Source organism: Pseudooceanicola sp. DL12, assembly GCF_056270665.1.
In genome coordinates, this window is record NZ_CM149884.1 from 1,736,276 (window position 1) to 1,761,040 (window position 24,765).

The following is a 24,765-nucleotide window of genomic DNA, read 5'->3' on the forward strand; positions in this document are numbered from 1 at the left end:
GATGCAAGGTGACAAGGCGGACCCCAAGGGGCTGATCCGCGAGAGCTACCGGATCGAGGGGATCGGCGATGCGGAATGCCGTTCGATCCTGATGGACTGGGCCCTCAGCCTTGCCGACGACCAGGATCAGAAGGCGGCCATCGACGTGCTGTTGCAGCGCCACGGCGAGGCGGCGCCGGATCATCCGATGACGGCGCTGCTGCGTCAGGGCGGTCAGCGCATGGCGCCGATGGGCCGCCGCGGCGGCTGGCGCTCTCGCGAGCGTCCGGTCAACTGACCCCGCACCAGATCAACCCATAAAAATAGGCGCGACAAGGGATTGCCGCGCCCTTTTTTCATGGTCGAGCCGGGCTTTCGGGGGCAGCCCTCAGCGGGGCAGAGCCGCGGCCTCTTTGGCCAGTTCCTCGATCGCCTTCCAGTCCTTGGCGTCGATCAGCGATTGCGGGGCGACCCAGCTGCCACCGACGCAGAGGATGTTCTTCAGAGACAGGTAATCGTCTGCGTTCTTCATGCTGACGCCGCCGGTGGGGCAGAAGCTGACCTGCGGGATCGGTGCGCCGATGGCCTTGATCGCCGCGGCACCGCCGTTGATCTCGGCGGGAAAGAACTTCTGCACCGAGTAGCCGCGTTCGAGCAGCGTCATGACCTCGGAGGAGGTCGCGGCGCCGGGCAGCATCGGCAGGTCGGCCTGTTCGGCCGCCGTCAACACCTTGTCGGTCGAGCCGGGCGAGACGCCGAACTTGGCGCCGGCGGCCACCACCTGGGCGACATGGGCCGGCGTCAGGATCGATCCTGCGCCCACCACGCCGCCCTCGACCTGGGCCATTTCGCGGATCACCTCCAGCGCCGCCTCGGTGCGCAGCGTCACCTCCAGCGCGGGCAGGCCGCCGGCCACCAGCGCCTCGGCCAGCGGCCGCGCGATGGCGGCGTCATGCACGACCAGAACGGGGATCACCGGGGCCAGGCCGCAGATGCGGCGGGCTTCGATCGTGGCGTTTTCGGGGGTCATTCAAATGCTCCGTTTCTGGTCTCAGACGACGTTCGAGGCGCCCATGGAGGCGGGCGAGGCGTTCTGCCGGAAGGTCTCGAAGAGCTCTCGGCCAATGCCGTGGCTGTTGGCCGACAGGTCGGGTTTCACCGGCTCGCGGCCCGAAAGGTCCGGCGCGGTGATGGTGCCGTTGACGGCGTCGAGCTTCACGATGTCGCCGTCGCGCAGCAGGGCGATCGGCCCGCCGGCGGCGGCCTCGGGCGCCAGGTGGATGGCGGCGGGCACCTTGCCCGAGGCTCCGGACATCCGCCCATCGGTCAGCAGCGCCACCTTCAGTCCGCGGTCCTGCAGCACCGAGAGCGTCGGCGTCAGCGAGTGCAATTCGGGCATGCCGTTGGCCTTGGGGCCCTGGAATCGGACCACCACGATGGTGTCCTCGGTGAATTCGCCGCGCTTGAAGGCTTCCTTCACGTCGTTCTGGTCGTGGAAGATGCGCACGGGCGCCTCGATCACGTGGCGTTCCGGGGCCACGGCCGAGACCTTCATGATCGCCTTGCCGAGCGTCCCCGTCAGGGATTTCAGCCCGCCGGTCTTCTGGAACGGGTCGGTGGCCGGGCGCACGATCTTGTCGTTCAGGCTCTGACGCGCACCATCCTCGTAGACGACGCGGCCGTCCTTCAGCTTGGGCTCGTGGGTATAGAGCTCGAGCCCGTCGCCGGCGACGGTCTTGGTGTCGTCGTGCAGCAGGCCCCCGGCCAGCAGCTGGTCGATCAGGTAGCCGAGGCCGCCGGCGGCGTGGAAGTGGTTCACGTCGGCCAGGCCGTTGGGATAGACCTTGGCCAGCAGGGGCACGACGCTGGAAATCATGTCGAAATCGTCGGGCTCCAGGATGATGCCCGCCGCCCGCGCCATGGCGGGCATGTGCAGCACCAGGTTGGTCGAGCCGCCTGTGGCCATCAGGCCCACGATGCCGTTCACGAAGGCCTTCTCGTCAAGGATCTCGCCCGCCGGGCGGTAATCGTTGCCGAGGGCGGTGATTTCCAGCGCGCGTTCGGTGCCCGCGATGGTCAGCGCGTCGCGCAGCGGGGTGTTGGGGTTGACGAAGGAGGCGCCGGGCAGGTGCAGCCCCATGAATTCCATCAGCATCTGGTTGGAATTCGCGGTGCCGTAGAAGGTGCAGGTGCCGGGCGAGTGATAGGAGGCCATCTCGGCCTCCATCAGCTTGTCGCGGCCCACTTCGCCGGCGGCATAGAGGTTGCGCACCCGCGCCTTTTCGTCGTTGGGCAGACCCGAGGGCATGGGGCCGGCCGGCAGGAAGACCGCGGGGATATGGCCAAAGGTCGCCGCGGCCATGACGAGGCCCGGCACGATCTTGTCGCAGACACCCAGGTAGAGCGAGGCGTCGAAGCAATTGTGCGAGAGCGCAATGCCCGCCGCCATGGCGATCACGTCGCGGGAAAATAGCGACAGCTCCATGCCCGGCTGGCCCTGGGTGACGCCGTCGCACATGGCGGGCACGCCGCCCGCAACCTGCGCCGTGGCGCCCTGGGCGCGGGCGGCATCGCGAATCATCTGCGGGAAACGTTCGAAGGGCTGGTGGGCCGAGAGCATGTCGTTATAGGCGGTGACGATCCCGATATTGGCCGCGCGCCCCTTCGACAGGGCGTCCTGGTCCGTCGGCACGCCGGCATAGGCATGGGCCTGGTTGCCGCAGGTCAGGTGGGCGCGGACAGGGCCCGCGTCGGCCGCACGGCCGATCCGCTCGAGGTAGAGGCTGCGCTTGTCATGCGAGCGCTCGATGATGCGCTCGGTCACATCTGCAATGGTCTGGTTCAGGGGCATGTCGAAGACCTCCAATCTGGCTTCGTCGCTGATCTCTTCTCGCGCCGCAGTTTAGCGCTAACATGGGCGGATACCAGCCCTTAACGACAGTCGGGCGGGCAGGAAACGAATGTGTCTCTCGAATGCGGGCAACTTGCCCCTTTCGGGCAGGGTACTCAACCGCCGGATTGCAAGAGGGCCGTTCGGCACCGGCCGGGTGCGACATGGCGGCACCCTCCTCGTGACCTGTCCGGGCCCTGCCGCGGGATCGGCGGGCCTGTCAAAGATGTAGCCCCTTTGCCCCTTTGCGCAAGGTGGGCCTGCCCGGTGAGGGCCGCGGCACCGCATGCGGGAGCTTCCCTGCGCAAGGGGAAGGCGCTAGGAGGGGGCATGACAGCAGATACGCCCCTTCCGACCATCCGCCTGAAGCCCAAGACCGATGCGCGTCGCATCCGTCACGGGCACCCCTGGGTCTATGCCAACGAGCTGGTGACTGACCGCCGGACAAAGGCGCTTGCCCCCGGCACGATCGCCCTGCTGGAGGATGACGCCCGCGCGCCGCTCGCCCTCGTGGCCGTGACGCCGGAGAGCCGGATCATCGCCCGGGTGCTGGACGCGCCCGATGCGGGCCCGGTCGATCAGGCCTGGTTCGCCGCGCGCTTCAGCAGCGCGCTGGAGATGCGCGCGCGGCTCTTCGAGGCGCCCTTCTACCGGCTGATCCACGCCGAGGCCGACGGCATGCCCGGCGTGATCATCGACCGTTTCGGCGATATCGCCGTGGTCCAGCCGAACGCCGCCTGGGCCGATGCGCTGATGGAGCCGCTGGTGGCAGCGCTGGCCGATGTCACCGGTGTCACCACGGTGATCAAGAGCGCCTCCGGGCGCGCGCGGAGCCTCGAAGGCCTGGACGATGTCTCGGGCGTGGTGCTTGGCACGGCGCCCGACGCGCCGGTGCCGGTCATCATGAACGGCGCCACCTACATGGCCGACCTGATGGGCGGGCAGAAGACCGGGCTCTTCTATGACCAGCGGCCGAACCACGGCTTTGCCGCGCGGCTCTGCCAGGGTGCCCGGGTGCTCGATGTCTTCTCTCACGTGGGGGGCTTCGGCCTGGCCGCGCTGGCCGGCGGCGCGCAGAGTGCCCTGGCCGTCGACGGATCGGCCCCCGCGCTGGCGCTGGCGGCAGAGGGCGCGGCCCGGATGGGCATGGCAGAGCGCTTTGCCACCCGCCAGGGCGATGCCTTCGCCACACTGGAGGCGCTGGCCGAAGAGGGCGAGATCTTTGACGTGGTCATCTGCGACCCGCCTGCATTCGCCCCCTCGAAGCAGGCGCTGGAAGCGGGGCTGCGCGCCTATGAGCGCATCGCGCGTCTGGCCGCGCCGCTGGTCAGGCCGGGCGGTTACCTCGGGCTCTGCTCCTGTTCCCACGCCGCCGACCTGGGCAAGTTCCGCCAGGCCTCGATCCGCGGCATCGGCCGGGGGCTCTATGGCACCGGGCGCAGCTATTCCCTGATCCATACCGGCTATGCCGGCCCCGACCACCCGATGCAGCCGCAGCTGGCCGAGAGCGGCTATCTCAAGGCGCTGTTCTTCCGGGTCTGAGGGCAGGACGATGAAGGCGGTTCTCGATGCCTGCGTGCTCTACCCGACGGTGATGCGCGAGATGCTCCTGGGCGCGGCACAGGCGGGGTTCTATACCCCTGTCTGGTCGGCGCGGATCCTGGAGGAATGGGCGCGCGCAGGCCGCAAGATCGGCCCCGAGGGCGAGGCGCAGGCGCGCGGCGAGGTGGCGCTGACCCGCGCGGCCTTTCCCGCGGCCGAGGTGCGCTATCCCGAGACGCTGGAACGGCGGCTCTGGCTGCCGGATGCCGGCGATCTGCACGTGCTGGCGCTGGCCGTGGCCAGCCATGCCGATGCGATCGTCACGATGAATGCCGAGGATTTTCCGCGCCATATCCTGGCTGAAGAGGGCCTGAGCCGGGCGGATCCGGATGCGCTTCTGGTGGGGTTCGTCGCGGCCGGGCCGGTGCCGATGGTGGACCTTGGTGCCCGGGTGCTGGGACAGGCGCGGGCGATGTCGGGCGAGGACTGGACGATCCGCAGCCTGATGCGCAAGGCGCGGCTGCCGCGGCTGGGCAAGGCGCTGGAAGCCGAGATGGCCTGAGCGGGCGATTTGCATCGCATCGCCGCCGTCTTTGAGCTGCACGCCCTTGAAGGGAAGGAGCGCCCTTGCGGGCGCTGCCTCCGGCGGGGATATTTCGAACAGGGAAACGGGGCTGATCCGCCCTCAGGACGGGGTGGCGCCCAGTTTCTTCAGTTCCTCTGCGGCGATCTGGTAGGAGCGGATACGCTTTGCCGGGTCGAAGATCTGGCCGGCGATGATAACCTCGTCGGGCTGGAACCGCTCGATCAGGTCGGCAAGCTGACGGCGAACGCTCTCTGGGCTGCCGGTGGCGCTGATGCTGCCGGCCTCGTTGACACCGCGCAGGATGTGTTCGGGCACGTGGTCCTCGATCCTGTCGACCGGCGCGGGCAGCTTGCCAGGGTTGCCTGTACGCAGGCGTGCGAATTGCAGCTGCGAGGAGGTCTTGAGATAGGCGCCTTCCTCGTCGGTATCGGCGCCATAGGCGCTCATGCCCATCATGAAGTAGGGCTTTTCGAGGAAATCCGACGGCTGGAAGTAGCGGCGATAGACCTCGGCCGCCTGGTCGAGCATCTGCGGCGCGAAATGCGAGGCAAAGGCATAGGGCAGGCCGGCCTGTGCTGCCAGTTGGGCGCCGTAGAGGGAGGAGCCGAGGATCCAGATCGGCACATGGGTGCCTTCGCCGGGGACGGCGTGCAGGCGCTGGCCCTCCGTCGGATCGCCGAGATAGGCAAGGAGTTCGCCCACGTCACGCGGGAAGGTATCCTGCTGGCCCATGTGGCGGCGCAGGGCACGGGCGGTCTCCTGGTCTGTGCCCGGCGCGCGGCCGAGGCCGAGGTCGATCCGGCCAGGGTAGATCTCGGCCAGGGTGCCGAACTGCTCGGCAATGACCAGGGGCGAGTGGTTCGGCAGCATGATGCCGCCCGAGCCCACGCGGATCCTTTCGGTGTGGCCGGCGATATGGCCGATCATCACCGCGGTCGCCGACGAGGCGATGCCGGGCATGTTGTGATGTTCGGCCAGCCAGTGACGGTGATAGCCGGCGGTCTCGGCGGCCTGGGCGAGCGCCACGGAATTGGCGATCGCCTCGCTGACGCTGTGGCCTTCGGGCACCGGGGCCAGGTCGAGCACGGAATATTTCATGGGGAGTCCTTTCAGTCGCGGCGCATGGCCTGGCCCTGCCACTTGCGGTCAAGGGCCTCGATGGCCGCGATACGGTCTTCGGTCTTGGGATGGCTCATCAGCCAGGCAGAGGGCCCGCCACCGGGGCGCAGCCCGCCGCCCGAGAGCCCCTCGAGCTTGCGGAACAGGCTGATCTGCGGGGCGGTGCCGATGCCGGATTTCGTCAACAGGGCGGCGGCATAGGCATCGGCCTCGTATTCGTCGCCGCGCGACAGCCGCGCGGCCAGCAGCGACATCAGCCCGCCGGCGATCAGCGGACCGATCCAGGGGATCACCCGCGCCAGCATCAGCGACAGGCCGACCTTGAGCGCGTTCTGTCCGGAGAAATCTATCATCCGCCGGCGCGAATGGCCGAGCGCCACATGGCCCAGCTCATGGGCGATGACGCTGGCCATCTCCTCGGCGCTCACCTCGCCACGGGCATAGGCATTGTGGAAGCCGCGGGTGAGGAAGATGCGCCCGTCCGGCGCGGCAAGCCCGTTCACCATCGGCACCTCGTAGATGTGCACGCGGATCCGGGGCAGGTCGAGCGCCTGTGCCATGCGCGTGGTCAGCGCATGCAGGCGCGGATCGGCCAGCTCGGTGGACTTGCCGTCGAGCTCGGCCTTCAGCCGCCAGGCAGAGAAGCGCCAGGCGATCAGCCCGTAGGCCAGGGCAAGCAGGATGGGCATGAGCTTGAGCATGCCCAAGATATGTGACGCAGGCGGGCGCCGTGCAAGCTCCTCCGGCTGATCACCCGCGCGCAGAGACGGCGCGAATTGTGCGCGCCGTCTGCAGGGGGGGGCGGTCAGGGGGGGCGGTCAGGCCAGGCGGGCGTCCATGGTGATCTCCGCGCCGGCCAGCAGCTTCGAGACCGGGCAGTTGGCCTTGGCCTTCTGGGCGGCCTCCTGGAAGACCTTGGCAGAGGCGCCGGGGATGGTGGCCGTCACGTCGAGGTGGATGCGGGTGATGGCAAAGCCTTCCTGGCCGCTCTCCATCATCACCGTCGCCTCGGTGGCAATCTCGTCTGGCACAAGGTCGCTCTCGTCCAGGATGTTCGACAGCGCCATGGAGAAGCACCCCGCATGGGCCGCGCCGATCAGCTCCTCGGGGTTGGTGCCGGCGCCGTCCTCGAAGCGGGTGTTGAACCCGTAGGGCTGGTCCTTCAGCGCGCCGGACTGGGTCGAGACATGGCCCTTGCCGTCCTTCAGCCCGCCGCTCCATTTTGCCGAACCTGTCTTCCTGATCATGTCGAACCTCCTTTGGATGGGGTGTGCCGGGGATGCGCCCGGCCCGTCGGGTTCAACGTGGCGCGGGCCGGGATGTTCCATGGCCGACCGCGCGTGCGCCTGCCGGTTGTGCATGCCGTCGGGTAAATCAGTATTTGACAGAATCTTTGGGCGAGTCCGATAGTGCTGGCATTTATTTAAGGTTGTAGGAGGAAATCATGTTCAGTGAAGACGTCATTGCCGAAATCGCCCTGATCGCCTCGGAACTCGGGGTGGAAACCGCGGGCCTGCTGGCTGTCGCCCGGACCGAGAGCGCGGGCCGCGCCTTTGCAACGGTCGACGGGCAGGACATGCCCCTGATCCGCTGGGAGGGGCATTATTTCTATCGCTATCTGCCGGCAGATCTGCGCAATACCGCCGTTCGGGCCGGCCTTGCCGCGCCGCGTTACGGCATCGTCGGCAACCCGCGCGGGCAGCAGGCGCGCTACAACCTGCTGGCGCGGGCCTGCAAGATCCACGAGGCCGCGGCGCTGAAGTCCTGCTCCTGGGGGCTGGGGCAGGTGATGGGCGCCAACGCCGAGGACATCGGCTATCCGGATGTCCATGCGCTGGTCGCCGATGCCAAGGCCGGGATTGCCGGGCAGGTGCGCGTCATGGCCCGCTTCATCCGCCGTAACGGGCTGATCGACGAGATCCAGAGCTGCGACTGGGCCGCCTTCGCCCGGCAGTACAACGGGCCGTCCTATGCGGTGAACAAGTACGACATCAAAATGGCCCAGGCCTATGCCGAGTTCGGTGGCAAGGCCCCCGAGGTTGCCTTCGACACCATGGTCCTGCGCACCGGGTCGCGCGGAGAGGCGGTCAGCGAGCTGCAGATCATGCTGCGCCGCGCGGGTTTCGGCATTACCGTCGACGGCGATTTCGGCCCCGCCACCAAGCGCATCGTCATGGCGTTCCAGCGCGAGCGCGGGCTGACCGTCGACGGCATCGTCGGCCCGGGCACCTGGGCCGCGCTCGACGGCATCGTCACCGCGCGGGCATAGCGCCCGGGGACATAGGGAAGGGGGTCTCAGCGCGTCAGTTCGCGCATGCCCTCTTCCAGCCCGGCCAGGGTCATCGGCACCATCCGCCCCTCGAAGATCTCGCCGATCATGCCGATGGAATGGGTATAGCCCCAGTACTTCTCCGGCACCGGGTTGATCCACAGGTGGTCGGGCCATTGATCGCGCGCACGCTGCAGCCAGACCTGGCCGGCCTCGGCGTTCCAGTGCTCGTTGGCGCCGCCGGGATAGGCGATCTCATAGGGCGACATGCTGGCGTCACCGACAAAGATGCACTTGTAGTCCGGCCCGTAGGTGCGCAGCACCTCCCAGGTCGGCGTCTGCTCGTTCCAGCGGCGGCGGTTGTCCTTCCACACTCCCTCGTAGAGGCAGTTGTGGAAGTAGAAATGCTCCAGGTGCTTGAACTCGCTGCGCGCGGCGCTGAACAGCTCCTCGACCACCCGGATATGCGGATCCATGCTGCCGCCCACGTCCAGGAACAGCAGCACCTTCACCGCGTTGCGGCGTTCGGGACGGGTCTTCACGTCGAGGTATCCGTGCTCGGCCGTGGAACGGATCGTGCCGTCAAGGTCCAGCTCCTCGTGGGCGCCGTCGCGGGCCCATTTCCGGAGCCGTTTCAGCGCCACCTTGATGTTGCGCGTGCCCAGTTCGACCTGGTCGTCGAAATTGCGGAACTCGCGCTTGTCCCAGACCTTGACCGCGCGCTGATGCCGGCTCTTCTCCTGGCCGATGCGCACGCCCTCGGGGTTGTAGCCATCGGCGCCAAAGGGCGAGGTGCCGCCGGTGCCCACCCACTTGTTGCCGCCCTGGTGGCGGCCCTTCTGTTCCTCGAGGCGCTTCTTCAGCGTCTCCATCAGCTTCTCGAACCCGCCAAGCGCCTCGATCTCGGCCTTTTCCTCTTCGCTCAGGTGCTTCTCGGCCATCGACCGCAGCCAGTCGGCGGGGATCTCCACCCGTTCGATCATCTGCTCGAGGGTGATCGCCTCCAGCCCGGAAAACGCCGCGGCAAAGGCGCGGTCGAAGCGGTCGATGTTGCGTTCGTCCTTCACCATTGCGGCGCGCGCCAGGTAATAGAACCCCTCGGGGTCATAGGTGACCAGGTCGGCCTTCAGCGCCTCGAGAAAGGTCAGGTATTCCCGCAGGCTGACCGGCACCGCGTGATCGCGCAGGCTCTGGAAGAAGGGTATGAACATCGGTCCTCCGTTCGCTCTGGGGGCCGGTCGCCGGGCCCTGTCGGTCCGGTATCGGGCTCAGACGAACATCCGGTTCAGGAAGATCGTCAGGAACAGGCCCAGCAACCCCAGCATGATGGCATGAACCGCCGCATATTGCCAAATGTCCTTGGAATTGCCGCCACGTGCCCGGGCGCGATAGGCCCCAAGGGCCGCTCCCAGGATCAAACCTGCCAGTACGTACATGCGCTACTCCCCCAAACGCCTCGGATTGAGGTCGGCGACGCGCTGCAGTTGCGCGGCCACGGCCCAATCCGGACCATAGCCGTATCTTGCCCAGCCGAGGCTGTCCAGCCGGGTGGCCCGGGCGGCCTCGTGCTTGCCCTGCATGTCCAGCGCCTCGGCGCGCAGCATCAGGATCTTGGCGAGCAGGGCCGCGTTCTGATGGGTGATCGCCACCGCGTCGCGGCCCTTCAGCAGGGCAATCGCCGCCTCGGGATCGTCGTTCATGATGGCGTGGCTCGCCAGCTGCACCGCCGTCATCGCCGCATGGGGGGCAAGCGTCGGGTCGGCGGAATAGATCGCATGGGCATTCTGCATGTAGGCCAGGCCCGCCTCGGGGTCTTCGCCCTGGGTCAGGCGGCCCATGACGTAATAGGCAAAGGCGGTACGGTGGTCGTTCCAGCCGGCACGCTGCGCGATGGCCAGGGCCTCGCGGCCGGCCCGCAGCCGGGCGGCGGGCGAATTGCTGCCCCCCAGCGCCTTCATGATCGCATCCACCCAGGCCGTCGGCGTCTCGGCGACCGGCGTGGCCGGCAGGCTCTCTCCGCCCGGGTTCACCCGCGCCACGATGGCGGGCAGGGCGTCGGCCACCTCCTGCTGGGTCATCCCGCTGTGCAATTCGGGCGCATAGGTGATGCGCTCCATCATCATGTCATAGCGGGTCAGGATGGTCTGCACGTTGTCGTCGTTGAAGACGGAATAGGCCGCGCGATAGAGGTCGTTCAGCGGCCCGATCGCCTGGGCCAGCTCCTCGTGCAGGCAGTCGCGCAGCTCCTGCGGGGCGGCGTCGTTGGGCACGAAGATCGCCACCTGGTCGCGGACGCTCAGGTTCGCCCAGTGGGTGCGTCCGTGCCGGCGCGCGGCCGGATATTCATCGAGCGAGGTCACGCCCGGGATCACGAAACAGGCCGCCTGGGCCAGCTCGCCACGAATGTCGTCGCCGCTCACCGGCTGCACGATCAGGTTGCCCTTTACGCCATCGGGGGCACGGGCGATGTCAACATGCCCCTCTGTCCGCAGCCGCAGCAGCAGTGCATCCAGGTCACGCTCCATGCCGCGCGGGGCGCCCGGCGCCACGCTCACGCGGATGGGCGCCTCGAACCGGGTGAACTTCGTCAGCACCTTGCCGCTCTCCAGGCGGAAGGTCAGGTCCATGAAGTCCCGCGCCAGGTCGGCATTGGAAATGGTCACCGCCGGCATATGCGCCGGCCCGAACAGCTTGACCGGCGGCAGCACCGAGACCTTGGGCGCATGATGCGGTTCGGGGGCAGGGGCCGGGGCCTCGGGCACCGCGCAGGCACTCAGCATCAGCAGGGGCAGGACGGCCAGGCACAGGTGCCGCGGCCGGAAACGCACGCGGCTCATTGCGGCAGGATCCTTTCGACGATGGCAGGTCCGGGGGATCGGGGGAAAACGGCAAGGCTAACAGGCATCACGGCCATACAGGCGGAATCCTTCGGATAGGTGCGGCCGACAGGGGCACGCCGGCGACGGGGCCGGGGGCGTTTCGCTCAGGCTACACCCGTCACCATGATCCGGGCAGGGGGCATGCGCAATCCCTCGCCTTGTGTGTCGGCAGGGTGACGGGGGCCGGCAGGTCCCCGCCCATTTTCGCACCGTTCCGCGGAAACCGGCCGCTCAGCGCTGGCCGCGCGCCATGAAGGCCAGCCGTTCGAACAGGTGCACGTCCTGTTCGTTCTTCAGCAGCGCGCCGTGCAGCTTGGGCAGGGCATTGGCGCCGTCCCGCTTCAGGTCTTCCGGGCTCAGGTCCTCGGCCAGCAGCAGCTTCAGCCAGTCCAGAACCTCGCTGGTCGAGGGCTTCTTCTTCAGGCCCGTGGTCTCGCGCAGCTCGAAGAACTGCGTCAGCGCCGTGGTCAGCAGCTGCGGCTTGATGCCGGGGTGATGCACCTCGACGATCTTGCGCATCGTCTCCATGTCCGGAAAGCGGATGTAGTGGAAGAAGCAGCGCCGCAGAAAGGCGTCAGGCAGCTCCTTCTCGTTGTTCGAGGTGATGATGACGATCGGCCGGTGTTTTGCCGCGATGGTCTCGCCGGTCTCGTAGACGTGGAATTCCATGCGGTCGAGTTCCTGCAGCAGGTCGTTCGGAAACTCGATGTCGGCCTTGTCGATCTCGTCGATCAGAAGCACCACCTTCTCGTCCGCGTCGAAGGCCTGCCAGAGCTTGCCGCGGCGGATGTAATTCGCAACGTCATGCACCCGTTCCTCGCCGAGCTGGCTGTCGCGGAGCCGGCTGACTGCATCGTATTCGTACAGTCCCTGTTGCGCCTTGGTTGTGGACTTGATGTTCCATTCGATCATTCGAAGGCCCAAAGATTGGGCAACCTGACGGGCCAGCTCGGTCTTGCCGGTGCCCGGCTCGCCCTTGACGAGAAGCGGCCTCTCAAGTGTTACGGCGGCGTTAACGGCAACCGTAAGGTCTTCTGTCGCAACATAACTTTCCGTGCCTTCAAAATGCATCTGTTTCCCGGCCCTTATCGCTTTAATCCCGCATAACGATAAAGTTTTCTGCATTTCCACGCAATGCACGAAGGTTAACGAGAATTGTGTAGTGACAACCATGGGTGAAACCTTTAATCCCCGCCCCAGGGGACCCTGCTGCCCGATTTGCGATCCCGCGGGACGGGCTGAGGACTAGTTTGGGAGCCGCTGATGAAAGCAGAATCTTTCCTTGAAGACGACTACCGTCCTGCAGAGGACGAACCGTTCATGAACGAGCGTCAGCTCGAATACTTCCGTCGCAAATTGCTGGCCTGGAAAGAGGATATCCTCGCCGACAGTCGCGACACCGTCGAAGGGTTGCAGGAGAACACCCGCAATATTCCCGACGTCGCAGACCGTGCCAGCGAAGAGACCGACCGTGCCCTGGAGTTGCGTACCCGCGACCGTCAGCGCAAGCTGGTGTCCAAGATCGACAGTGCGCTGCGCCGGATCGACGAGGGCGAGTACGGTTATTGCGAAGTTACTGGTGAACCGATCAGCCTGAAGCGTCTCGATGCCCGCCCCACGGCGACCATGTGCCTCGAGGCCCAGGAGCGCCATGAGCGCCGGGAGCGCGTCCACCGCGACGATTGAGGGCCGGGTGATGGCTCTGTGACGACGCCATGACGGCCCGAACGGGCACACGCGGATGTGACGATTGATCGCCGGGGGCGTCATTGTCACTCGCATGTGACTGATAAAAGACCCAAAATTTGGTAACGCCGGGGCATTTGCCCCGGCGTTGTCGCTTGCAAATCCCTGTCGCTCCGGGCCATATCCCTGCGTCGGAGGCGGGTCGCCGGCGGTTTGCCGCTCAGCCCCCCGCGGTCCGGTCTTGCGAAGACTACGGCAGGAGTGACCGGCGTGGCCCTGGAGAACCTCAAGATCACCGTGATCGGTGCCGGTATCGGCGGCCTTGCCGTGGCGCGCGCCCTGGCGCTGCGCGGCGCCCATGTCACCGTGCTGGAACAGGCCGAGGCGATCCGCGAGGTCGGCGCGGGCCTGCAGATCAGCCCCAATGGCGTGGCCGTGCTGCGGGGCCTGGGCTTTGCCGCCGAACACATAGGGCAGCGGGCAGGGGCCGTGCACCTGCTCGACCTGCAGGGGCGCACCGCGCTTCGGATGGATCTGTCGCGGCTGCCGGCGCCCCAGGAATACTACTTCGTCCACCGGGCGGACCTGATCAACGCCCTGGCCGAGGGCGCGCGGCAGGCCGGTGTCCGCATCCGACTGCTGCAGCGGGTCGAGAGCGTCGAGGTCAGCGATACCCCCGAGGTGCAGATCTGCAACCAGGCCCGTACGCGGCCGGATCTCGTGGTGGGCGCCGACGGGCTGCATTCGCGCATGCGCGCCGCCCTGATGGGCGAGGTGCCCGCGCGGTTCACCGGGCAGGTGGCCTGGCGCTGCGTCGTGCCCGTGCCCGAGGGCGCCTCGGCACCTGAGCCGGAGGCGCGCGTCTTCATGGGTCCGGGGCGGCACCTGGTCACCTATCCGCTGCGCGGTGGGCGGCTTCAGAATGTCGTTGCCGTCGAGGAGCGTCGCGACTGGGCGCCCGACAGCTGGTCGCACGAGGATGATCCCGAGAACCTGCGCCGCGTCTTTGCCGGCTTCTGCCCCGATGTGCAGGAGCTGCTCTCGCGTGCCGAGACGGTGAACCTCTGGGGGCTGTTCCGGCATCCGGTGGCCCCGCGCTGGCAGCAGGGGCATTGCGCCCTGCTGGGCGATGCCGCCCATCCCACGCTGCCCTTCATGGCGCAGGGCGCGAACATGGCGCTCGAGGATGCCTGGGTGCTGGCCGCAGCCCTGGAAGAGGCCGCGACCATCCCCGAGGGGCTGGCTCTCTACGAGGCCCGGCGCAAGCCGCGCGCCACCCGCGCGATCGAGGCCGCGAACCGCAACGCCTGGAAATATCACCTGCGCTTCCCGCCGCTGCGCTTTGCCGCGCATAGCGTTCTGCGTGCGGGCGACAGGCTCGCACCGGGCAAGATGCTGCATCAGTTCGACTGGCTCTATGCCCATGACGTGACCGGCGGGGGGCGCCTGACCGACGTCATCTGCCCGGCGCAGCCGCTGGCTCCGTTCGAGGGAAATCGGAAGCAAAAATAGCCCCTTGCGGGGCTATCTTCATGTAATGCTTCAACTGCGTTTCGCGTGTCAGAGCGCGATTTCGGCCCAGAGCGGCACGTGGTCGCTGGGCTTTTCGCGGCCGCGGATGCCGGCGTCGATGCCGCAGTCCGTCACCAGGTCGGCGCATTGCGGGGTCATCAGCATGTGGTCGATCCGGATGCCGTCGTTCTTCTGCCAGGCCCCGGCCTGGTAATCCCAGAAGGTGTAATGGCCCGGCGCGGCATGGCGGGCGCGGAAGATCTCGGTAAAGCCCAGGTTCAGGATCCGGCGATAGGCGGCGCGGCTCTCCGGGCGAAACAGCGCATCCTCGCGCCATTTCTCGGGGTGGGCCGCGTCTTCGGCCTGCGGGATGATGTTGTAATCCCCCAGCATCACCGCCGGCTCCTCGGCCGCCAGCAGCTCTTCGGCGCGGGCCTTCATCCGCTCCATCCAGCCCAGCTTGTAGGCGTATTTGCCGCCCTCGACGGGCCGTCCGGCCTCGTCCAGCTCCACCGGGTTGCCATTGGGCAGGTAGAGCCCGCAGATCCGGAGCGCATTCTTCTCGCCCACCACCGTCGCTTCGATCCAGCGCGCCTGTTCGTCGGTCTCGTCGCCGGGCAGCCCGCGGGTCACGTCCTCAAGCGGCAGTTTCGACAGGATCGCCACCCCGTTGAAGCTCTTCTGGCCATGGGTCTCCACCTGGTATCCCTTGTCCTCGAAGAGCTCGCGCGGGAAATTCTCGTCGACCGACTTGATCTCCTGGAGAACGGCCACGTCGGGCTGTGCCTCGTCCAGCCAGTCTTCCAGCGCCTTCACGCGCGCCTTGATCCCGTTGATGTTGAACGTGGCGATCTTCATCGCGGCCCCCGTAGTGATGTTTCCGGCCCTGCTTCTAGAACATTTCCACGGCCTTGGCCCGCGCTTTCTGCGCCCATCCAGGGGGGAAACAATCGCGCTAATCTATGCTTTATTGTGCATGTATCCGATATAATGATTATCTGCATGCAGCATTCGTTTCCAGAATGGCGACAGTTTTGGCGCAACGAAAAGGGCCGCGCCAATGCCGGCGCGGCCCTGAAATTCCTGCGTTCACGGTGCCTTACATAGAGAAGGAGGTGCCGCAGCCACAGCTCGAGGTGGCGTTGGGGTTCTCGATCACGAAGCGCGCACCGATCAGCTCCTCGGTGAAATCGATCGTGGCCCCGGCAAGGAAGGGCAGCGAGACGCTGTCCACCACCACCTTCTGGCCCTGACCTTCCAGGATCAGGTCGTCGTCGGCCACCTCGTCCAGCTTGATCTCGTACTGAAAGCCCGAGCAGCCGCCGCCTTCCACGGCGACGCGCAGGGCCTGACCATCCGCGCCGATCTCGGCAAGGCGGGCAAAGGCGCGTTCGGTCACTTTCGGAGGCAGGTTCATCGTCAGACTCATGGGGAAATTCTCCTGACATTTTGCATGTCTTCGCAGACCAATATAAGGACAATGCCAACAGGCGACAAGAAGCCGAAGGGACCAACCGCATGCGCGCCATCTATGCCTCCGACCCCGCCCAATCGCGGGGCAGGCTCTATCCCGAGCACGAAAGCCATTTCCGCTCCTGCTTCCAGCGGGACCGCGACCGGATCATCCACTCCTCCGCCTTCCGCCGGCTCAAGCACAAGACCCAGGTCTTCATCGAGCACGAGGGCGATTACTTCCGCACCCGGCTGACCCATTCCATCGAGGTGGGGCAGGTGGCCCGTACCGTCGCCGGCGCCCTGGGCCTGAACCAGGAGCTGACCGAGGCGGTGGCGCTCGCCCATGACCTCGGCCATCCGCCCTTCGGCCACACCGGCGAGGATGCGCTGCATGCGCTCATGGCGCCCTACGGCGGCTTCGACCACAATGCCCAGGCCATCCGCATCGTGACGAACCTCGAGCGCACCTATGCCGAGTTCGACGGGCTGAACCTCACCTGGGAAACGCTCGAGGGCATTGCCAAGCACAACGGCCCGGTCACGGGAGAGATCCCCTATGCCCTGGCCGAATACAACGCCCGCCACGATCTCGAGCTCTCCACCCATGCCTCGGCCGAGGCTCAGGTGGCGGCGCTCGCCGATGACATCGCCTACAACAACCACGACCTGCACGACGGCCTCCGGGCAGAGCTCTTCTCCACCGACGAGCTGGCGCAGCTGCCGATCCTCGATCGCTGCTTTGCAAAGGTCGACGAACTTTACCCGGGCCTCAACTACTACCGCCGCCGGCACGAGGCCCTGCGCCGTTTCTTCGGCGTGCTGGTCGAGGACGTGATCGACGTCTCCCGCGCCAATCTCACCGCGCTGGCCCCGCGGAATGTCACCGACATCCGCGCCGCAGGCCGCATGATGGTGCAATTCTCGCCCGCGGTCTGGACGGATCTCAAGGTGATCCGCGACTTCCTCTTCCACCGCATGTACCGCGCGCCCGAAGTGGTTGAGATGCGCAAGAAGGTCACCTCCATCGTCGAGGAACTCTTCCCGCTCTTCATGGAGCAGCCCGAGCTGTTGCCTAAGCAGTGGCGCAAGGATGTCGAGGATATCGGCGAGGACGAGATCGCCCTGGCCCGGATCGTCTGCGATTACATCTCCGGGATGACCGACCGCTTCGCCATCGTCGAACATGCGCGGCTGATGGGCCATGACCCCGAGCCGGGCCTGCGCGCCTCCGGCCCCGGCCATATCCGCTATGCCCAGCGGGTCGAGGATCACCAGGCCGATTGAGGCCTAGGCCGTGTCGGCCTCCTGATCCGGCCCCTGGTCGGGCCCCTGGTCGGGCGTCGTCTCCCCATCCGCGTCGGGGGCGGCGCCCAGCACCGCCTCCAGCAGGCCCGGGAACCGTGCCTCCAGGTCCGCGCGCCGCAGGGTCAGGCAGCGCCCGCGACCCATCGGGTCGTTGCGGACAAGCCCCGATTCCCGCAGCACCTTCATCATGTGGCTCTTGGTGGATTTCGGCATCGCCGGATCCTGCAGCCGGCATTGCGCCATCTCCAGCGGCCCCGCGGCAACCTGCCGTACGATGTCCAGCCGCCCCGGATCGCTCAACGCAAAGAGCACCTGCGTCAGTTGCAGCTCTTCGCGGGCGGGGTGATGCAATTCGGTGTTGTGCGTTTTTGCCGAGGCCGTCATGGTTCGAATATAGTTGAACCATGACGGCAGCGGTAGTAGTTTTTCGTTCGAAACATTTCGAACCAGTCTGCCACGCACCATCCTGCGCGGCGCCGCCTGCCTCCATGGGCTCTCCGGGGCGTCCCGGCCTTGCGCCGATCGCTTTCGCCCCGGTCCGACCAAGTCACCGCCAGGTCGCCGCCCGTGTCGCGTGGTGCGCACCGGGCCGGCCCGTGCTTCTCCGGGTCCGAGGTTTCCGGCGCCCCAATGGCTTCCGCATGGCCTGCCACCCATATGCCAAGGCACATCATGACCCAGACCCAGACATTCAGTTCCCAGGAGCGCACGGCCGGTGGCGGCAGGGGGCGCTTCGGCTATGCGCTCGTGCTCACCTCGATCACGGTGATGATGGCCTCGGCTTCCGCACCCTCTCCCTTCTACCCCCAGCTGCAGGTGGAAATGGGCTTCTCGGCGGCGATGATGACCGGCATCTTCGCGGTCTACGCCGTCGCGCTGCTCTGCACGCTGCTCACTGTCGGCTCGGTGTCCGACCACGTCGGGCGCCGCCCGGTGCTCTGCTTCGGTTTCCTGCTGCTGGGCTACGCCGCCTGGCATTTCTGGCATGCCGACAGTGTCGGTGGCCTGCTTGTCGCCCGGGTGATCCAGGGCGTGGCCACGGGCTTCCTGATGCCCACGCTCTCGGCCACGGCGGTCGATCTCGAACCGCGCGAGCGCCCCGGCTCGGCCGCGGTCTGGAACGCGGTGCTGCCGCTGGTGGGGCTGGCCCTCGGCGCGCTGCTCGCCGGCACGGCAATGGATTTCGGCACGGCCCCCGAGGCAGAGGTCTTCGGCGGCATCGTCCTGCTCAACATCTTCTTCGCCGCCTCCGCCTGGGCGCTGCCCGAAACCGCCCCCCGGCACGAGGGGCTGATGCAGGCGCTCAAGCCGCGCCTGGGCCTGCCGGCAGACGCCCGGTCGGCCTTCTGGCGCTGCTCGCCGGCGATCTTCGCCGGCTGGGCCACCGGCGGTCTCTACCTCTCGTTGGGCGCGGCGATCATGGCGCATCTCTTCGGCGTCACCGATTTCGTGCTCCAGGGGGTGGTGATCACGCTGCTGTCGGGCATGGGCGCGCTCTCCTGCTTCGTCGGTCAGCGCTTCACGACCCGCGCAGTCATGCTCTACGGCACCTCGGCGCTCGCCCTCGGCACGGCGCTGACGGTGGCCGGTGTGGTCACCCAGTCGCTGCCGCTCTACCTGCTGGCGCTGATGATTGCGGGCACCGGCTTCGGCACCTGCAACTATTCCGCCATCCGCACCCTGATCCCGCTGGCTCACCCGGACGAGCGCGGCGAGCTTTTCGCCTCGATCTTCACCTTCTCCTACTGCGCCTTCGGGGTGCCGGTGGTGGTGGCGGGCCTCTTCGTGCCTGTCGCAGGTCTGATGAACGTGGCCATCGGATATGGTGCCGTCATCGTCGTCATGGCGATCGTCGCCGGCCTGCTGCGCCGCTTCGGCACCCACGACTGAGAAAACGCCTGAGAAGGGGGGCGCCACCCGAAGCGGGCCGCCCCCCTTCATCTTTCCCCAAATACGTCCCGCCGGAGGCTGGCGCCGCAGGCGCCATTTCCCTGTCCCGTTTCAGCACGGCATTGACCTCCTCTGATCGGATGATAAACCCGCCGCTGAACCGTCAGGGAACCGTCATGAACCTCTTTACCGATATCCGCAGCCTTGTTCTGGACAGCCTCGCCGCGATGCAGACCTCCGGTGACCTGCCCGAAGGCCTCTCCTTCGACAACGTCGCCGTCGAGCCGCCGCGCGATCCGGCCCACGGGGACATGGCCACCAATGCCGCCATGGTCCTGGCCAAGCCGGCCGGTCTGAAACCCCGCGACATCGCCGAAACGCTCGCCGCCCTGCTGGCCGCCGATCCCCGGATCGAGACGGCCGAGGTCGCCGGCCCCGGCTTCCTGAACCTGCGCCTGTCGCAATCGCTCTGGGCCGGCATCGTCACCGCCGCGCTGACCGATGCCACCTACGGCCGTTCGGCCATGGGGCAGGGCAAGCGCGTCAACGTCGAATACGTCTCCGCCAACCCCACGGGGCCGCTGCACGTGGGCCATACCCGCGGCGCGGTCTTCGGTGATGCCCTGGCCTCGCTGCTCGATTACGCGGGCTATGACGTCACCCGCGAATACTACATCAACGATGGCGGCGCCCAGGTCGACGTGCTCGCGCGCTCGGTCTACCTGCGCTACCTCGAGGCCTTCGGCCACGCGGTCGAATTTGCCGACGGCACCTACCCGGGCGATTACCTCGTGCCCGTGGGCGAGGCGCTGAAGGACAAGGTGGGCGACGCCTATGTCGACCAGCCCGAGGACGTCTGGCTTGCCGAGGTGCGCGAGTTCGCCACCGCCGCCATGATGGAGCTGATCCGCGAGGATCTGGCGCTCCTGAACGTCTCGATGGATGTCTTCTTCTCCGAGAAGTCGCTCTATGGCACCGGCCGCATCGAACAGGCGATCGAGCAGCTGCGCTCGCAGGGCCTGATCTACCGCGGCACGCTCGAACCGCCCAAGGGCAAGCTGCCCGAAGACTGGGAGCCCCGCGAACAGACCCTCTTCAGGTCCACCGCACACGGCGACGACGTCGACCGCCCGATCATGAAATCGGACGGCTCCTGGACCTATTTCGCCCCGGACATCGCCTATCACTACGACAAGGTCGAACGCGGCTTCGATCAGCTGATCGACGTCTTCGGCGCCGACCACGGCGGCTACGTCAAGCGGATGAAGGCCGCCGTCTCGGCGCTGTCCAGCAACCGCGTTTCCCTCGACATCAAGCTCTGCCAGCTGGTCAAGCTCTACAAGAACGGCGAGCCCTTCAAGATGTCCAAGCGGGCAGGGACCTTCATCATGCTGCGCGACGTGGTCGAGCAGGTGGGCCCCGATGTCACCCGCTTCGTCATGCTGACCCGCAAGAACGACGCGCCGCTCGATTTCGACTTCGACAAGGTGCTGGAGCAATCGCGCGAGAACCCGGTGTTCTACGTGCAATATGCCCATGCCCGCGTCTGCTCGGCCCTGCGCCGCGCGGGCGAGGCCGGCATTGCCCATGACGATGCCGTGCTCGCCGCGGCCGATCTCTCGGGCATGACCCACGAGAGCGAGCTCGCCGTGGCCAAGAAGATCGCCGAATGGCCGCGCCTGGTCGAGATTGCCGCCCGCACCAACGAGCCGCACCGCATCGCCTTCTACCTCTACGAGCTGGCCTCCGACCTGCACGCGCTCTACAATCGCGGCAACGAGGAGACCCAGCTGCGCTTCGTCCAGGAGGGCAACCCTGAGGCATCGCAGGCGAAATTGGCCCTCGCGCGTGCCGTGGCCGTTGTCATTTCCGCAGGTCTTGGTATCTTGGGGGTCAATCCGGCGGAAGAAATGCGTTAAAAGCTCCCCGCCGGTGTGAGAGCAGGCACACGACTAGACCGGGCATCTAAGCACCGGCGGGCAGAGGCAAATGGCAGAATTTCCAGCTGACGGGCACTTTGCGCCCGCATCGGACGTATCCTACACCAGGCTCATCAACCTCGTCGGAGGTCTGGTCTCTCTTGCGCTTGTCGCGGGGATCGGCATCTGGGGCTACAAGATGGTCATGCGCGACGTCTCCGGCGTGCCGGTCGTGCGCGCCATGCAGGGCGATACCCGGCGGGCCCCCGCCGATGCCGGCGGCACCACCGCCGACTTCCAGGGCCTGGCCGTCAACCATGTCGCCGCCGACAAGCAGGCCGAGGAGCCGCCCACCCGCGTCACCCTGGCGCCGACCCCCGGCGATCTCGGCGCGGATGCGCTGACCCCCGATCAGATGGCCGCCGCCCAGGCCGCCGAGGCGCGCCGCCAGCAGCAGGCCGACCGGATCGCGGCCCTCACCGCCCAGGCGGAATCCTCCAGTGGCGACGATCTCGATGCCGTGGCCGAACTGGCCCTGGCCGAGGACGAGATCGCCCAGCAGAGCGCCCCGCGTCCCCAGCTCGAGGACGGCATCCATGTGTCCATGCGGCCGCGCCTGCGCCCCTCGGGCCTGGTGACCCGCGCCGCTGCCGTGGCCCAGCCCGTCGAAGTGGCCGCCGCCGCCGCGGCTGCCGCCTCCGCGCCGGCCCCCGCCGCGCCGGTCGAGGCCTCGGCCGTGCCCGCGGGCACCCGCCTGGCCCAGCTCGGCGCCTTTGCAAGCGAGGATGTCGCCATCAGCGAATGGGATCGCCTCGCGCGTCAGTTCGACATCTACATGGACGGCAAATCCCGCGTCATCCAGAAGGCCGAGACCGGCGGGCGCACCTTCTACCGCCTGCGCGTGATGGGCTTTGACGATGATGCCGATGCCCGTCAGTTCTGTGCCGCCCTGGTGGCCGAACGGGCCGACTGCATTCCCGTCGTCAGCAAGTAAGATCCCTCGGATAGGGGAAAGACCATGCCCTTTGGCGCTACGATCCTGGACCCGACCGGCCCTGTCCTGACGGCGGAGGAAAAGACCTTCTTCCGTCAGGCCGATCCCTTCGGCTTCATTCTCTTTGCCCGCAACATCGAGACGCCCGAGCAGACCCGCGCGCTCTGCTACGACCTGCGAGAGGCCGTGGGCCGCGAGGCGCCGATCCTGCTCGATCAGGAGGGCGGCCGGGTTCAGCGCCTGGTGCCGCCGCACTTCAGGCAATGGGATGCGCCGCTCGATTTCGTTGCCCGCGCCAGCGATCCAGCCATGGCCATGCGCATCCGCTATGCGCTGATCGCGCACGAGATGCGCTCGGTCGGCATCGACGTGAACTGTGCGCCGCTGGTCGACGTGGCCGAGGCCGAGACGCACCCCTTCCTGCGCAACCGCTGCTATGGCGACCACCCGGTAGAGGTCTCGCGCATGGGCGCCTCCGTCTGTTCCGGTCTGATCGACGGTGGCGTTCTGCCGGTGGTAAAGCACATCCCCGGCCATGGCCGCGCCCGTGCCGACAGCCACAAGGAGCTGCCCCGCGTCACCACCAGCCGGGCCGAGCTCGACGCCGTGGATTTCGTGCCCTTCCACACCCTTCGCGAGGCGCCCATGGGCATGACCGCGCATATCGTCTTCGATGCGATCGACCCCGATCTGCCCGCCACGCTCTCGCCGGAGGCAATGCGCGTGATCCGGCAGGACATCGGCTTCGAGGGCCTGATCATGACCGACGACATCTCGATGAAGGCGCTCTCGGGCAGCCTTACCGAGATTTCCGAGCAATCCCTCGCCGCCGGCTGCGACGTGGTGCTGCTCTGCAATGCCACGCTCGAGGAGCGCCGCATCGTGGCCGAGGCCGCCGGCAGGCTCGGCGATGCCGGTCAGAAACGGGCGGAGAGGGCGCTTGCCATGCGTCCCGCAACCCCGCCCAAGCTTGACATTGACGCCATGGAGGCCAAGCTGTCCGCTCTGCTGGACGGACCGCTGTATGGCTGAAGACGACCTTTTTCAGGAAGACCAGATGTCGGTGGCCGAGCGGCTGGCGGCAGAGGCCCTGATCGTCGATGTCGAAGGCTATGAAGGCCCGCTCGACCTGCTGCTGACGCTCTCGCGCACGCAAAAGGTCGACCTGCGCAAGATTTCCATCCTCAAGCTCGCCGAGCAGTACCTCTCCTTCGTCGAGAAGGCCAAGGCGCTGCGGATCGAGCTTGCGGCGGATTACCTCGTCATGGCGGCCTGGCTGGCGTTCCTGAAATCACGCCTGCTGCTGCCGCCCGATCCCACAGAGGAGGGACCCTCGGGCGAGGAACTGGCCGCACACCTGGCGTTCCAGCTCGAACGCCTTCAGGCCATGCGCGACGTGGCCGCCCGGCTGATGGCCCGCGACCAGCGCGGCCGCGACTTCTTCGTGCGTGGCCTGCCCGAAAGCGTCGAACGGGTGCGCACGGTGAAATACACCGCCAACCTGCTCGACCTGATGCAGGCCTATGCGCGGATCCGCACAAAGGACGAGTTCCGCCCCTTCGTGATGGATCGCTACAATGTCTTCACCATGGAGCAGGCGCTCGAGCACATGCGCGGCATGGTAATCTTTGCCGGTTCCTGGACCGAGCTTTCCGCCTACATGCCCCCCGGCTGGACCTCGGATCCGATGCGCCGCCGCTCGGTTACCGCCGCCACCTTCGCTGCCTCGCTCGAGCTGGCGAAGGAAGGCAAGGTCGAGATCCGCCAGGGCGGTACCTTCGAACCAATACAGCTGCGCCGCAGGGAGACCCCCAGAGATGGCTGACGAGACCCCGCAAGAGGGCCCCGAAATGACCTCCGACACCGCCTCCGGAGAGGGTGCTGGGGCCGAAAACGGCACCGACGCGATACCGACGCAATACCGACGTAATACCGACGTTGAAATCGGGGAAAATCAGGCACTTGCAGATTCGCCGATTCCGCCGGAATCGGGCCCCGAAAGCGATCCTGAAACCGGTCCTGAAACGGGGGATGAGGCCCGTGGCGAAGAGATCGCCGATGCCGCCCAGGACAGCCTCTTCGAGGCCCCGCCCATGGGCGAGCAGGAGCGCATGGTCGAGGCCATTCTCTTTGCCTCGCAAGAGCCTGTTTCCATTGCCGATTTGAACGCCCGAATGCCGCATGGCTGCGACGGTGCCGCGGCCGTCGAGACGCTGCGCAAGCGCTACGAGGGCCGCGGTGTGCAGGTGGTCAAGGTGGCCGAGGCCTGGGCCATCCGTACCGCGCCTGATCTTGGTTTTCTCATGCAAAAAGAGACGGTTGAGGTGCGCAAGCTCTCTCGCGCCGCGATCGAGACCCTGGCCATCATCGCCTATCATCAGCCCGTGACCCGCGCCGAGATCGAGGAGATCCGCGGTGTCTCGGTGTCGCGCGGCACCATCGACCAGCTGCTCGAGATGGAATGGATCCGCTTCGGGCGTCGCCGGATGACCCCGGGCCGCCCCGTGACCTTCGTTGTAACCCCTTCTTTTCTCGACAATTTTGGGCTGGAAACGCCCCGCGATTTGCCCGGTCTCAAGGACCTGCGCGCGGCCGGTCTGCTCGACAGTCGCCCGCCCCCGGGCCGCGACGACGACGAGGAGCGCGACCTCGACGAGGATCAGGCCGAGATGTTCGAAGACGAGGAAGATCCCTCCTGATCTTCTCGGTTCTTGTGCGGCGGGGCTGAAATTTCCGTTGA

General features: G+C 67.0%; 25 protein-coding genes. 13 read left to right on the top strand and 12 right to left on the bottom strand.

The window, feature by feature from the left end:
* The first annotated feature begins 1 nt into the window (after position 1).
* Complete coding sequence (locus tag AC0WR5_RS08135) at positions 2–277, top strand: hypothetical protein (RefSeq protein ID WP_475868943.1); 276 nt, start codon at positions 2–4, stop codon at positions 275–277.
* A 90-nt stretch (positions 278–367) separates the two neighbouring features.
* Here AC0WR5_RS08135 and eda read toward each other — a convergent pair whose 3' ends face one another.
* Complete coding sequence (eda, locus tag AC0WR5_RS08140; RefSeq protein ID WP_475868065.1) at positions 368–1,009, bottom strand: bifunctional 4-hydroxy-2-oxoglutarate aldolase/2-dehydro-3-deoxy-phosphogluconate aldolase; 642 nt, start codon at positions 1,007–1,009, stop codon at positions 368–370.
* A 21-nt stretch (positions 1,010–1,030) separates the two neighbouring features.
* Positions 1,031–2,830, bottom strand: coding sequence for a phosphogluconate dehydratase (gene edd / locus AC0WR5_RS08145; RefSeq protein ID WP_475868067.1), 1,800 nt, complete (start codon positions 2,828–2,830; stop codon positions 1,031–1,033).
* Positions 2,831–3,199: 369 nt separating this feature from the next.
* On the opposite strand from edd, the gene AC0WR5_RS08150 reads away from it, so the two are divergent.
* Both AC0WR5_RS08150 and AC0WR5_RS08155 read left to right on the top strand, forming a co-directional pair.
* A complete protein-coding gene (locus tag AC0WR5_RS08150; protein ID WP_475868069.1) occupies positions 3,200–4,411 on the top strand; it encodes an RSP_2647 family RNA methyltransferase in 1,212 nt (403 codons plus the stop codon).
* A 10-nt stretch (positions 4,412–4,421) separates the two neighbouring features.
* The gene (locus tag AC0WR5_RS08155) at positions 4,422–4,973 is read left to right on the top strand and encodes an RSP_2648 family PIN domain-containing protein (protein WP_475868070.1); all 552 of its coding nucleotides are present in this window, start codon (positions 4,422–4,424) and stop codon (positions 4,971–4,973) included.
* Positions 4,974–5,096: 123 nt separating this feature from the next.
* Here AC0WR5_RS08155 and AC0WR5_RS08160 read toward each other — a convergent pair whose 3' ends face one another.
* From AC0WR5_RS08160 to AC0WR5_RS08170, 3 genes are all read right to left on the bottom strand, one after another.
* The gene (locus AC0WR5_RS08160) at positions 5,097–6,095 is read right to left on the bottom strand and encodes an LLM class flavin-dependent oxidoreductase (RefSeq protein ID WP_475868072.1); all 999 of its coding nucleotides are present in this window, start codon (positions 6,093–6,095) and stop codon (positions 5,097–5,099) included.
* A gap of 11 nt (positions 6,096–6,106) precedes the next feature.
* Positions 6,107–6,817 (bottom strand): M48 family metalloprotease, encoded by a 711-nt coding sequence (locus tag AC0WR5_RS08165; RefSeq protein WP_475868074.1) that lies wholly within the window; start codon positions 6,815–6,817, stop codon positions 6,107–6,109.
* Positions 6,818–6,934: 117 nt separating this feature from the next.
* The gene (locus tag AC0WR5_RS08170) at positions 6,935–7,363 is read right to left on the bottom strand and encodes an OsmC family protein (RefSeq protein WP_475868075.1); all 429 of its coding nucleotides are present in this window, start codon (positions 7,361–7,363) and stop codon (positions 6,935–6,937) included.
* A 197-nt stretch (positions 7,364–7,560) separates the two neighbouring features.
* Between AC0WR5_RS08170 and AC0WR5_RS08175 the strand changes: the two genes are divergently transcribed.
* Positions 7,561–8,385: an N-acetylmuramidase domain-containing protein gene (locus tag AC0WR5_RS08175; RefSeq protein WP_475868077.1), complete on the top strand. Its 825-nt coding sequence runs from the start codon at positions 7,561–7,563 to the stop codon at positions 8,383–8,385.
* 26 nt (positions 8,386–8,411) lie between these two features.
* On the opposite strand, the gene AC0WR5_RS08180 is transcribed toward AC0WR5_RS08175, so the two are convergent.
* From AC0WR5_RS08180 to AC0WR5_RS08195, 4 genes are all read right to left on the bottom strand, one after another.
* On the bottom strand, positions 8,412–9,596 hold the full coding sequence (locus AC0WR5_RS08180) for a vWA domain-containing protein (protein WP_475868079.1): 1,185 nt from the start codon (positions 9,594–9,596) through the stop codon (positions 8,412–8,414).
* 57 nt (positions 9,597–9,653) lie between these two features.
* Positions 9,654–9,821 carry a hypothetical protein gene (locus AC0WR5_RS08185; RefSeq protein ID WP_475868080.1) on the bottom strand — a complete coding sequence of 56 codons (168 nt, stop codon included), beginning with the start codon at positions 9,819–9,821 and terminating at the stop codon, positions 9,654–9,656.
* 3 nt (positions 9,822–9,824) lie between these two features.
* Positions 9,825–11,222 carry a DUF2927 domain-containing protein gene (locus AC0WR5_RS08190; RefSeq protein ID WP_475868082.1) on the bottom strand — a complete coding sequence of 466 codons (1,398 nt, stop codon included), beginning with the start codon at positions 11,220–11,222 and terminating at the stop codon, positions 9,825–9,827.
* A 273-nt stretch (positions 11,223–11,495) separates the two neighbouring features.
* The gene (locus AC0WR5_RS08195) at positions 11,496–12,335 is read right to left on the bottom strand and encodes an AAA family ATPase (protein WP_475868083.1); all 840 of its coding nucleotides are present in this window, start codon (positions 12,333–12,335) and stop codon (positions 11,496–11,498) included.
* Positions 12,336–12,527: 192 nt separating this feature from the next.
* Here AC0WR5_RS08195 and dksA point away from each other — a divergent pair, with 192 nt between their 5' ends.
* Positions 12,528–12,950, top strand: coding sequence for an RNA polymerase-binding protein DksA (dksA, locus tag AC0WR5_RS08200; RefSeq protein ID WP_475868085.1), 423 nt, complete (start codon positions 12,528–12,530; stop codon positions 12,948–12,950).
* Between the two features lie 270 nt (positions 12,951–13,220).
* Positions 13,221–14,462 (top strand): FAD-dependent oxidoreductase, encoded by a 1,242-nt coding sequence (locus tag AC0WR5_RS08205; RefSeq protein WP_475868087.1) that lies wholly within the window; start codon positions 13,221–13,223, stop codon positions 14,460–14,462.
* Positions 14,463–14,510: 48 nt separating this feature from the next.
* On the opposite strand, the gene xth is transcribed toward AC0WR5_RS08205, so the two are convergent.
* A complete protein-coding gene (gene xth, locus AC0WR5_RS08210) occupies positions 14,511–15,320 on the bottom strand; it encodes an exodeoxyribonuclease III (RefSeq protein ID WP_475868088.1) in 810 nt (269 codons plus the stop codon).
* Positions 15,321–15,561: 241 nt separating this feature from the next.
* Positions 15,562–15,879: a HesB/IscA family protein gene (locus tag AC0WR5_RS08215; protein ID WP_475868945.1), complete on the bottom strand. Its 318-nt coding sequence runs from the start codon at positions 15,877–15,879 to the stop codon at positions 15,562–15,564.
* Between the two features lie 101 nt (positions 15,880–15,980).
* Here AC0WR5_RS08215 and AC0WR5_RS08220 point away from each other — a divergent pair, with 101 nt between their 5' ends.
* Positions 15,981–17,201, top strand: coding sequence for a deoxyguanosinetriphosphate triphosphohydrolase (locus tag AC0WR5_RS08220; protein ID WP_475868089.1), 1,221 nt, complete (start codon positions 15,981–15,983; stop codon positions 17,199–17,201).
* 3 nt (positions 17,202–17,204) lie between these two features.
* Here the strand turns inward: AC0WR5_RS08220 and AC0WR5_RS08225 are convergent, their stop codons facing one another.
* Entirely contained in the window at positions 17,205–17,606 is a 402-nt protein-coding gene (locus AC0WR5_RS08225) for an ArsR/SmtB family transcription factor (protein WP_475868091.1), read from the bottom strand.
* 288 nt (positions 17,607–17,894) lie between these two features.
* Between AC0WR5_RS08225 and AC0WR5_RS08230 the strand changes: the two genes are divergently transcribed.
* From AC0WR5_RS08230 to scpB, 6 genes are all read left to right on the top strand, one after another.
* Entirely contained in the window at positions 17,895–19,112 is a 1,218-nt protein-coding gene (locus AC0WR5_RS08230) for an MFS transporter (protein WP_475868093.1), read from the top strand.
* A gap of 176 nt (positions 19,113–19,288) precedes the next feature.
* Positions 19,289–21,031 carry an arginine--tRNA ligase gene (gene argS, locus AC0WR5_RS08235; protein ID WP_475868095.1) on the top strand — a complete coding sequence of 581 codons (1,743 nt, stop codon included), beginning with the start codon at positions 19,289–19,291 and terminating at the stop codon, positions 21,029–21,031.
* Positions 21,032–21,101: 70 nt separating this feature from the next.
* The gene (locus tag AC0WR5_RS08240; RefSeq protein ID WP_475868097.1) at positions 21,102–22,025 is read left to right on the top strand and encodes an SPOR domain-containing protein; all 924 of its coding nucleotides are present in this window, start codon (positions 21,102–21,104) and stop codon (positions 22,023–22,025) included.
* A gap of 24 nt (positions 22,026–22,049) precedes the next feature.
* Entirely contained in the window at positions 22,050–23,057 is a 1,008-nt protein-coding gene (locus AC0WR5_RS08245) for a glycoside hydrolase family 3 N-terminal domain-containing protein (protein ID WP_475868099.1), read from the top strand.
* Positions 23,050–23,850 carry a segregation and condensation protein A gene (locus AC0WR5_RS08250; RefSeq protein WP_475868101.1) on the top strand — a complete coding sequence of 267 codons (801 nt, stop codon included), beginning with the start codon at positions 23,050–23,052 and terminating at the stop codon, positions 23,848–23,850. The genes AC0WR5_RS08245 and AC0WR5_RS08250 overlap by 8 nt, the downstream gene beginning before the upstream one ends.
* 268 nt (positions 23,851–24,118) lie before the next feature.
* On the top strand, positions 24,119–24,724 hold the full coding sequence (gene scpB / locus AC0WR5_RS08255) for an SMC-Scp complex subunit ScpB (RefSeq protein ID WP_475868947.1): 606 nt from the start codon (positions 24,119–24,121) through the stop codon (positions 24,722–24,724).
* The last annotated feature ends 41 nt before the right edge of the window (positions 24,725–24,765 follow it).